The sequence below is a fragment of the Burkholderia sp. Ac-20384 genome (assembly GCF_017104605.1).
Taxonomy (GTDB): Bacteria; Pseudomonadota; Gammaproteobacteria; order Burkholderiales; family Burkholderiaceae; genus Burkholderia; species Burkholderia lata.
In genome coordinates this window covers 1-9,393 of sequence record NZ_JAAGPE010000328.1, presented here as the reverse complement: position 1 = coordinate 9,393, position 9,393 = coordinate 1, and the positions used below count along the sequence as shown (strand labels likewise).

General features: G+C 66.8%; 9 protein-coding genes and 1 pseudogene. 3 read left to right on the top strand and 7 right to left on the bottom strand.

The window, feature by feature from the left end; translation table 11 throughout:
• The 6 genes from ilvD to G3O00_RS35925 all read right to left on the bottom strand — a co-directional run.
• A partial coding sequence (gene ilvD / locus G3O00_RS35950) for a dihydroxy-acid dehydratase (protein WP_206145832.1) occupies positions 1-1,801 on the bottom strand: 1,801 nt, incomplete at its 3' end.
• A 56-nt stretch (positions 1,802-1,857) separates the two neighbouring features.
• Entirely contained in the window at positions 1,858-2,928 is a 1,071-nt protein-coding gene (locus G3O00_RS35945) for a DUF6421 family protein (protein ID WP_241025489.1), read from the bottom strand.
• Between the two features lie 26 nt (positions 2,929-2,954).
• Positions 2,955-3,479: a flavin reductase gene (locus G3O00_RS35940; RefSeq protein WP_206145831.1), complete on the bottom strand. Its 525-nt coding sequence runs from the start codon at positions 3,477-3,479 to the stop codon at positions 2,955-2,957.
• A 40-nt stretch (positions 3,480-3,519) separates the two neighbouring features.
• Entirely contained in the window at positions 3,520-4,824 is a 1,305-nt protein-coding gene (locus G3O00_RS35935; RefSeq protein ID WP_206145830.1) for an MFS transporter, read from the bottom strand.
• 490 nt (positions 4,825-5,314) lie between these two features.
• Entirely contained in the window at positions 5,315-5,830 is a 516-nt protein-coding gene (locus G3O00_RS35930) for a gamma-glutamylcyclotransferase family protein (RefSeq protein ID WP_206145829.1), read from the bottom strand.
• Between the two features lie 52 nt (positions 5,831-5,882).
• On the bottom strand, positions 5,883-6,191 hold the full coding sequence (locus G3O00_RS35925) for an acyl carrier protein (protein ID WP_206145828.1): 309 nt from the start codon (positions 6,189-6,191) through the stop codon (positions 5,883-5,885).
• Positions 6,192-6,352: 161 nt separating this feature from the next.
• Here G3O00_RS35925 and G3O00_RS35920 point away from each other — a divergent pair, with 161 nt between their 5' ends.
• Positions 6,353-6,988, top strand: a complete 636-nt coding sequence (locus G3O00_RS35920; RefSeq protein ID WP_206145827.1) for a glutathione S-transferase N-terminal domain-containing protein — start codon at positions 6,353-6,355, stop codon at positions 6,986-6,988.
• Positions 6,989-7,225: 237 nt separating this feature from the next.
• Here the strand turns inward: G3O00_RS35920 and G3O00_RS35915 are convergent, their stop codons facing one another.
• On the bottom strand, positions 7,226-7,405 hold the full coding sequence (locus G3O00_RS35915; RefSeq protein WP_206145826.1) for a hypothetical protein: 180 nt from the start codon (positions 7,403-7,405) through the stop codon (positions 7,226-7,228).
• Positions 7,406-7,698: 293 nt separating this feature from the next.
• Between G3O00_RS35915 and G3O00_RS35910 the strand changes: the two genes are divergently transcribed.
• The gene (locus G3O00_RS35910; RefSeq protein ID WP_206145825.1) at positions 7,699-8,826 is read left to right on the top strand and encodes a M14-type cytosolic carboxypeptidase; all 1,128 of its coding nucleotides are present in this window, start codon (positions 7,699-7,701) and stop codon (positions 8,824-8,826) included.
• Between the two features lie 254 nt (positions 8,827-9,080).
• Positions 9,081-9,393 (top strand): annotated as a pseudogene (locus tag G3O00_RS43645) (hypothetical protein); the annotation flags it as partial.

Below are 9,393 nucleotides of genomic sequence, written 5' to 3'. Positions count from 1 at the left end.
TGGTCATCGCCGCGTACGCGCGCAGCGCGCCGGACACGCGGCGCTGCCGCTTCTCCGGCTGCCACGCGCGCTCCCCGCGCTCCGCCATCGCCGTGCGGCGGCGCTGCAGTTCGTCGTCGGATACCAGGACGTTGATCGAGCGGTTCGGGATGTCGATCTCGATCGTGTCGCCGTTCTCGAGCAACCCGATCTCGCCGCCCTCCGCCGCCTCGGGCGACACGTGCCCGATCGACAGCCCCGACGAGCCGCCGGAGAAGCGGCCGTCGGTGATCAGCGCACACTGCTTCGCGAGCCCCTTCGATTTCAGGTAGCTGGTCGGATAGAGCATCTCCTGCATGCCCGGCCCGCCGCGCGGCCCCTCGTAGCGGACGATCACGATGTCGCCCGGGCCGACCGCGCCGCCGAGAATGCCCTCGACGGCTTCCTCCTGCCCTTCGAACACGCGCGCGGTGCCGGTGAACTTCAGCATCCCGCCGTCGACACCCGCGGTCTTCACGATGCAACCGTCGCGCGCGATGTTGCCGAACAGCACCGCGAGGCCGCCGTCGCGCGAGAACGCGTGTTCGGCCTCGCGGATGCAGCCGGTCTTGCGGTCGAGATCGAGCTCGTCGTAGCGGTTTTCCTGGCTGAACGCGACGTGCGAGCGCACGCCGCCGGGCGCCGCGCGATAGAAGCGCGACACCGAATCGACGCGATTGCGCATCACGTCCCAGCGTGCGAGCGCGTGGGCGACGCTCGGCGCATGGACGGTCGGCAGCGTCGTGTTCAGCAGCCCCGCGCGATCGAGCTCGCCCATGATCCCGATCACGCCGCCGGCACGGTGCACGTCCTCCATGTGCACGTCCTGAACGGACGGCGCGACCTTGCACAGCACCGGCACGCGGCGCGACAGCCGGTCGATGTCGGCCATCGTGAAGTGCACCTCGCCTTCGTGCGCGGCGGCCAGCAGGTGCAGCACCGTGTTGGTCGAGCCGCCCATCGCGATGTCGAGCGTCATCGCATTCTCGAACGCATCGCGCGTCGCGATCGAACGCGGCAGCACGCTCGCATCGTCTTGCTCGTAGTAGCGGCGCGCGAGATCGACGATCACGCGCCCGGCCTCGAGGAACAGGCGCTTGCGATCGGCATGCGTCGCGAGTACCGAACCGTTGCCCGGCAGCGCGAGCCCGAGCGCTTCGGCGAGGCAGTTCATCGAGTTCGCGGTAAACATCCCGGAACACGAGCCGCAGGTCGGGCATGCGACGTTCTCGACCGCGCGCACCTCGTCGTCCGTCACCTGCGAATCGGCGGCCACCACCATCGCGTCGATCAGGTCGAATGCGCGGTGCTTGCCGCGGAACGTCAGTTTCCCGGATTCCATCGGGCCGCCCGACACGAAGATCACCGGGATGTTCAGGCGCATCGCGGCCATCAGCATCCCCGGCGTGATCTTGTCGCAGTTCGAGATGCACACCATCGCGTCCGCGCAGTGCGCGTTCACCATGTACTCGACGCTGTCGGCGATCAGCTCGCGCGACGGCAGGCTGTATAGCATGCCGTCGTGGCCCATCGCGATGCCGTCGTCGATCGCGATCGTGTTGAATTCCTTCGCGACCGCGCCGGCCGCTTCGATCTCGCGCGCGACGAGCTGGCCGAGATCCTTCAGGTGCACGTGCCCCGGCACGAACTCGGTGAACGAGTTGACGACCGCGATGATCGGCTTGTCGAAATCGGCGTCGGTCATCCCGGTGGCGCGCCACAGGCTGCGCGCGCCCGCCATGTTGCGGCCGTGGGTGGAAGTGCGTGAACGGTAGGTAGGCATCCTGATCCTCGATAGATTCGGTTCGAAAAGACGGGCGGGCGGCCGGCGGGCCGCCGTCAATGCGGCCGTCCGGCCGCGCCCCAGTTGTTGTCGTTCTTCGCGAGCGTCGGCAGCACGAACGACAGGATCTTTCTCCGGTCGAGATCGGACGACACGCTGAGCTTGTATTCGAGCGCCGTCAGCTTGATCACGATGGACCTGAGCGCCTGGGTCAGACGTTCGTAGCCCCCTTCGAAATAGAGCGTGCCGCCACGCTGCGCGATAACGCCGTGGCGGGACAGGTAATGGAACAGCGCGACCGACGAGCGCGCGTCGTAGTTGTCGAGCGGCGGCGCCTGCAGCGGATAGCGGATCAGGCGCTCGGCCAGGATGTACTGGATCGACGCGCGCAGCACGCGGTCGTCCGAGCGCAGCCGGAACAGCGCAAGGATCGACAGGATGTCCACCCGCAGCTCCTCCGCGCCCGCGCCGTTGCGGGTGCTCTTCGCATCGAGATGCTCCGGAATCGGCAGGAAACCCGTGCGATGGTGGTACTCGTGCAGGTGGACCCAGATCGCGCTCGCCTGCGTGAGCAGCGCGTCGTCCGCCGCGAGCAGGTCCGGGAACGCAGTCGGCGACCAGCTCGCCTCGATCGCCGGGCGCGTGTAGCGCTTGAAGCGCTCGACGAACTTGTCGATGAAGTAGTACGCCTTGTGATACGCGCACAGGTCGGCATCGATGAAGTTCTCGCCGAACACCGCAACCGCGAGCGGGTTGCGAAAGCCGTCCGTGCACATGCGGATCTGCACCGGCAGCGCGTTGCCGTCCGGCGCGATCGCGAGCACGCTCGGCGGAATCGGCACCGGCGCGATCGTGGCCGCTTCGAGGAACGCGTCGGCGTTGTACGGCACGTCGAAGAACCCGAGGATGAAGCTCGGGTCCACAGAGTACGTGAGGTCGAGCAGGCGCCCCGATGCGAGGCAGCGGTTCTCCAGGGTCACGAGCAGCGCGCGCACGTGCGGGTTGTCGGCGTAGTCGCCGAGATGCGTGCGCGCGCATTGCGCGATGCGCGCGACGTCGGTCCGAAAGCCGCCGGCGAGAATCTCGCCGCGGCAGCGGTTGGTGGCTTGTACGATTTCGCGTTTCATGTCGATCATCCTGTCGGCACGCGTCGTCACACGACGCGGAATTCGCGTTGCAGATAGACGAGCGCCTCGTCATCGGGCGCCGCGCAGTGCAGCGCCACCACTTCGCCGACCAGCAACTCGTGCGTCGCCGCGCTCATCGACGCCACCAGCCGGCAGTCGAGCGCGATGCGCGCGCTCGACAGTACCGGCGCGCGCGTCGAGAGCTCGCCCCAGTCGCCCACCGTGAAGCGCGCGTCGCGTTCGTGCGTGGTGCGGCCCGCGAACACGTCGGCGAGCAGGCGGTCGGCCGCACCGAGCGTGTTCACGCAGAACACCTCGTTCGCGATCAGCCGCTGCGCCGACACGCTGCCGCGGTTGACCGACACGAGCACCGTCGGCGGCGCATCGGACACCGACAGCACGGCGGTCGCGGTCATGCCGCAGCGCCCTGCGGGCCCGTCGCTCGTGAGCACGTGAACGGCCGACGCCACGCGGCACATCGCATCGCGAAAGCGCTGCGGCGACGCGCCGATCGACTGGTCGGGGAACCGTGCGGGTTCGTTGTGGATCATGTCCTGTCTCCGTGCATGGGGGGAACGGCCGCGCGTCGCGCTACCGGTTCACCAGCGCCTTCGGCAACGACAGCGCGAGCAGCCCGCCCAGCGCCATGCAGCCGGCCATCATGTAGAGGCCCGCGTCGTTCGATGCGGTCAGTTGCTTGAGCAGCCCCATCAGGTACGGGCCGAGGAAGCCCGCGAGATTGCCGATCGAATTGATCATCGCGATCCCGGCCGCGGCCGCGGTGCCGCCGAGGAACGCGGTCGGCAGGCTCCAGAACAGCGGGATCGCGGTGAGGATGCCCATCGTCGCGAGCGTCAGCGCCGCGATCGCCAGTCCGGTCTGATGCGCCCATCCGACCGCGAGCACGAGCCCGATCGTGCCCATCGCACCAGGCACCGCGAGATGCCAGCGACGCTCGCGATGCCGGTCCGAGCTGCGCGCAATCGCGATCATCGCGACCACCGCCAGCGCGTAGGGCACCGTCGACAGCATCCCGATCGTCAGCGGATCGGCCACGCCCGTCGCATGAATGAGCGTCGGCAGCCAGAAGCCGACGCCGTACAGTCCGATCACGAACGAGAAGTAGATCGCGCACATCAGCCACACGCGCGGATTCGCCAGCACCGCGCCGAGCGACAAGTGCGACTTGACCGCTTCCTCCGCATTCACGTTGCGCTCGAGCAGCGCCCGCTCGTCCTCGCTCAGCCACTTCGCATGGGCGATGCGATCGTCGAGCAGCGTGTAGACGAGCAGCCCCGCGACGATCGACGGCAGCCCTTCGAGCAGATACAGCCACTGCCAGCCGTGCCAGCCGTTGGTCCCGTCGAACGCTTTCAGGATGTAGCCGGAGATCGGGCCGCCGACGACGCCCGACAGCGCGACGGCCGTCATGAACACCGTCGTGATCCGCCCGCGACGATGGGCCGGATACCAGTAGGTCAGGTACAGGATCACGCCCGGAAAGAAGCCGGCCTCCGCGGCGCCGAGCAGGAAGCGCATCGCGTAGAAGGCCGTCGGCGTCGTGACGAACATCGTCAGCGCGGATACCGCGCCCCACGTCACCATGATCCGCGCGATCCACACGCGTGCGCCGATGCGGTGGAGGATCAGATTGCTCGGCACCTCGAAGATGAAATAGCCGAAGAAGAAGATGCCGGCGCCGAGCCCGTAGGCCGCGTCGGACAACCCGAGATCGCCGGCCATCTGCAGCTTCGCGAAGCCGACGTTCACACGGTCGAGATAGGACACCAGGTAACAGAACAGCAGCAACGGCATCAGCCGCCACGCGACCTTGCGATAAGCGGCTTCCTCCGACACCCGCAAGGCGGGCGATACGGTCGATACGAGCGTCTCCATCATTTTTTTCCTTTCTTGCGATCGGTTGTTTTTCGTTGCGCACTGCGTGCTGCGCGCTTCGCCCGACGATCACGTCCGCGATCCGGCGCGCACGGCGGCGGGCCGTCCTCCTGCGGTCGGCGCGTTCGTGTGCGTGGGATGCCGCGTGCCGCACGCAGGCGTGCGGCATGCGTCAGGCGATGCGTAGCCGGGTCGAGTGATGCGAATCAGGTGCGCATCGGCCTTGCGGGGGCCGATGGCGGCCTGGCCGTGCGTCCGGGGGCTCGTTGTACGTCGTTGTGCCCGGGAACTGCTTCGCCGGCGAGGCGTAACGCGCGCGTGGCGCGCGGGTAGTCGAAAGCGTTCTTCATGTTTCGCCTTTTGCTCACATGCCCGCTTAGGGCGCCTTTAAGACGTTCATCGACGTTCGAAGTCGGGAACGCACCGCTGGACCGAGCGCTCTTGTGGAGCATTCGATGCCTTGATCCCATCCGGCCGCGCGCGGCGGCCGTCACTGCATTTCGGGCGGACGATCGCGCAGCCCGGCCATGTATGCGACCGTCCGGTCGCGATACGCCGCCGATACCCCTGCGTCCGCCAGCCCGCGCACCAGCAGGTCGCGATAGCGCGCGCTCGGCGCCGCTTCGCAATCGAGCGTGACCGCGCCGCGATACGTGAGCGCACGCACGCGCAACCCGCCCGACTCCCGCACTTCGACTGCGCAACGCACGTAGCGGCCGAGATGCACCCCTTCGCGGCGCTCCAGCGCGTCGAGCATGCGCACCGGCAACCGGTACAGCGCGCCTTCGACGATCGACCCGGCGGCCGGCTCGATGTTCGCGCAGCAGACCGGCTCGTTGAGCGACGCGTAGTTGAACGCCAGGCGATGCCCGTCGAGCCGCGCCGCCCCCTCGAAATACGGCGTCGCGTCGCAGCCGAGTGATGCGGACAGGCTTGCGCGGTTCATGCACGAGCCATACGCGAAGTACGTGAAATGCTCGCCGTGCAGCAGGTCGTCTGCCGTCATCGCGCCGCACGCCCGATCGGGGTGCCCGTGACCGTGATCGCGTACGGGTGCATCAGAGCCACGCCCCCGCGGTGCGCGGCGTACCGAGCACGTAGTGATCGTAGATCGCCGCAACCGATGCGATCGAGTCGAGCACGAAGTCGCCGATCGGAATCTCGATCCGCAACGTCTGCTCGATGAACAGGACGAAATGCACGAGCGACAGCGAATCGAGCAGGTTGGCGTCGAGCAGGTTCGTCTGTGCGGTCACGCGCGCCGGTGCGCCCGGGTCGATACCGGCCAGAAACGTCTTCACGTTGTCGATCAATTCGTCGAGGCTCATCATCCGCATCACGATCACGCTCCAGAAACACTCGTTCATCCCGGCCCGCGCGCTGCGAGCACCGTCTTCATCGAACCGCAGAGTCCTTCACATCGTCTTTCGCTTTTGACTTTCGATCGGGCGTCATGCACCATGCGACGCGTCGACCCGACAAACCCGGCCAGCATCTCCATCAGAGATAAATAGGAGACTTAATCAATATGAAAACTCATACGCTGTTCTACTGCCCCGGCCATCTTTCATTTGCACCGCACGTCATCTTGCGTGAGCTGGGCGAACCCTTCGAACTCGCGCTCGTCTCGATCAAGGACGGTGCGACGCAGAGCGCCGAATTCCGGCGGCTCAACCCGAAAGGCAAGGTGCCCGTGCTGCATACCGGCGACGAGGTGCTGACCGAGTCGTCCGCGATCCTGCTCTATCTTGCGCTGCGCTTTCCGCAGGCGCGGCTGGTGCCCGATACCGCGATGGGCGTCGCACGCGCCGTCGAATGGATGAACTGGCTCGCGTCAGTGCTGCCCGGGACGGTCGCGCTCAATTTCCATCCGTCGCGCTTCAGCGACGACACGGCCGCGCATGACGGCATCCGCGAGAAAGGCCGCGCGGGCATCCTCACGGCGTATGCGCAGATCGACGAGCGGCTCGCCGCGCGCGACTGGGCGCTCGGCGACCACTACTCGATCGTCGATCCGATGCTGCTGATCTTCTTCAAATGGGGGAACATGCTGAAGCTCGACATGCGCGGTTTCGCGCACTGGGCGGAGCACACGGAGCGCATGCTCCGCCGCCCCGCCGTCGCGACTGCGTTGTCGGTCGAGCAGATCTCGGTCTGGGCGTAGCGGCGAAGCCGGGTCGGGCTCGTGCCCGATCCGCCATCCCGCCCGCGTCCATTGCATCTCCATCATCGTCTCAGGTCCTTTTCGCCGCTTTTCTTTCTCTGATGCCCCGGCCTGGCACACGGACATGATTTGCAATGTCCCGGCGGACCAGCGCCGCGACTCCGGGAACAGGAGCCGCGACCGCATTCGTGAATGGCGTTCTCTCGTGTCACCGGCCCTTCGGCACAATTTCCGTGATCACGACGAATGCGTGAACAATGCAGCATCCATTCCGAGACGTCCAATATATTTTCGGCAATCGATTGAGTCGCAGAAAATATCATTCGCGCGATTCTCGCCGCGGCGGAAGCAATCCCGCGCCATCTCGCCGACCACCGTGCCGATCGACGTTAACGGGGTTGTAAGCGGGATCGTCATGAGGCGTCGGAAGGAGTTGTGGCGCGGTCATTGGCCGATTCGCGCGGGAGTCAATGGCTCGGCGCGCGCTGGCGACTCCTGCTATCGTTGTCGCGGCCCGGCGCCGCGGTGCTGTCGATCGAACCCGCGCACAACGGGTCTTTCGCGGCGCGCGGCCTCATTGCCGCGCTCGGCCGCCGCTCTGCGTACCAAGGCCGGGGCGAGGCGCGCGACACAATCGACGCCGAGATCGCGACGCACAAAATGCAGCGCCTTGATCCCGCAGCTCCCGACACTGTTCCAAGACCCGACCGATGCACATCGACACCGATTTCGAAGCCGCCGCCATCGACCACGTCGCCGCGGCCACCCCCACCGGCTCGCCCCTGCGCTTGCGTCTGCGCAGCGACAACGCGGCCGAATTCTCCCAATGGTTCGCCTTCGAGCTGGTCGATGTGCCGCCCGAGGGCATCGACGTACGCATCGAGGGTTTGGCCAGCTCGTCCTACCCGAAAGGCTGGGTCGACTACCGCGTCTGCATGCGTGCCGACGGCGGCGAAGCGGCGGCCTGGTGCCGCCTGCCGACGAGCTTCGACGGCGACGCGCTCGCCTTCCGCGCGCCCGGCCCCGCCCGGCGCCTGCGCTTCGCCTATTTCCCGACCTTCGACCGCGCCGCCGAGGACGAGCTCGTCGCTCAGGCGACGCAGGCAGGCGCGACGCTGGAGACCCTCGGTGCCTCCTCGCTCGGCGAACCGATCCGCATGCTCTCGTTCGAGGGTCGTGCGCCGCGCGCGCGCCTCTGGTTCATGGCCCGCCAGCATCCGGGCGAATCGCAGGGAAGCTACTGCCTCGAGGGCCTCGTGCAGGCACTGTGCGGCGAGCTGCGTCCCGTTTGGGAGACCGGCGGCCACGCCGTGCACGTCGTCGTCAACGTCAATCCGGACGGCGTACGCCTGGGCAACCTGCGGACGAACGCGCGCGGCGCCAACCTCAATCGCTGCTGGGACCGCGAGTATCCGGACGCGCCCGAGACGGCCGCCGTGCGCCGGCGCATGCACGCACTCGGGCTCGACCTGCTCGTCGACTTCCATGGCGACGAGGTCCTGCCCCACGTCTTCTCGGTGGGCGCCGACGGTAGCCCCGCCTGGACGCCACGTTTGCAGGCCTTGCGCCGCGCGTTCGACGAGGATCTGCTGCGACGCTCTCCCGTCTTCCAGACGGCACGCGGCTATTCCGTCGATCGACCTGACCACGCGAGCCCAAGGAAATGCATCCCGTGGGTTGCGGAGCAATTCGACGCGCTGGCGCTGACCATCGAGTTGCCGTTCAAGGAGAGCGCTGACCGCCCACGCGACGACGCCGATGTGGCGGCGTACGCCCGCACGTTCGGACGGGCCGTGCTTGAAACCGTGCTGGCGCTTGCGCCGTCGCTGCGCGCTTGAGGGCCCGCTCGTCTTCCGTGGGGCATGCATGGATGCCCCTGGTTTGCCGAGCTTTCAAAACTGGAGTTGCGTCGCGTCACCCAGTTGCCGAGCCGGCGGTCAACTACGCTTCTGCGGGTTGTCGGAGAACGGCTTGCCACAAGAGCTTGAAGTCGATGGACGTTTTTGTGCCGTTCGATGGAGAAATAATGGAGTCGAGCTAAAAAATCAGCGATGCCCGGGGTAGCTTTCCGCGCACACAATCTGTTACGACAATGGCGAACCTTGGTTTGATCGGAGTGCTATCTTTCGCCGGCCTTTCGTTGAAAAGACTCGTTGAAACGAATCGGCAGCAACGCAAGAAACCGGACTTCAGATTGAGCACAAGGAAGAGCATTCGCATGTTGAAGAAGATCGCCTCCGCATTCATCGTCACCGCGGCTGTAGTGATTTCACTGCCGGCCGCGGCCGACAACTGGGACAACGCGCTCGGCGGTGCGCTGGGCGGTATCGCCGGCGCAACGGTCGGCGATGCACTGGGCGGCCGCACCGGCGCAGTGGTGGGCGGCGCGATCGGTGGTGGCGCCA

Excerpts from the sequence above, each read along its gene's own strand:
- G3O00_RS35930 (WP_206145829.1), bottom strand. The coding sequence starts at position 5,830 with ATGACGGCAGACGACCTGCTGCACGGCGAGCATTTCACGTACTTCGCG.
- G3O00_RS35915 (WP_206145826.1), bottom strand. The coding sequence starts at position 7,405 with ATGACGATCCCGCTTACAACCCCGTTAACGTCGATCGGCACGGTGGTC.
- G3O00_RS35910 (WP_206145825.1), top strand. The coding sequence starts at position 7,699 with ATGCACATCGACACCGATTTCGAAGCCGCCGCCATCGACCACGTCGCC.
- G3O00_RS35935 (WP_206145830.1), bottom strand. The coding sequence starts at position 4,824 with ATGGAGACGCTCGTATCGACCGTATCGCCCGCCTTGCGGGTGTCGGAG.
- G3O00_RS35925 (WP_206145828.1), bottom strand. The coding sequence starts at position 6,191 with ATGAACGAGTGTTTCTGGAGCGTGATCGTGATGCGGATGATGAGCCTC.
- G3O00_RS35940 (WP_206145831.1), bottom strand. The coding sequence starts at position 3,479 with ATGATCCACAACGAACCCGCACGGTTCCCCGACCAGTCGATCGGCGCG.
- G3O00_RS35945 (WP_241025489.1), bottom strand. The coding sequence starts at position 2,928 with ATGAAACGCGAAATCGTACAAGCCACCAACCGCTGCCGCGGCGAGATT.
- G3O00_RS35920 (WP_206145827.1), top strand. The coding sequence starts at position 6,353 with ATGAAAACTCATACGCTGTTCTACTGCCCCGGCCATCTTTCATTTGCA.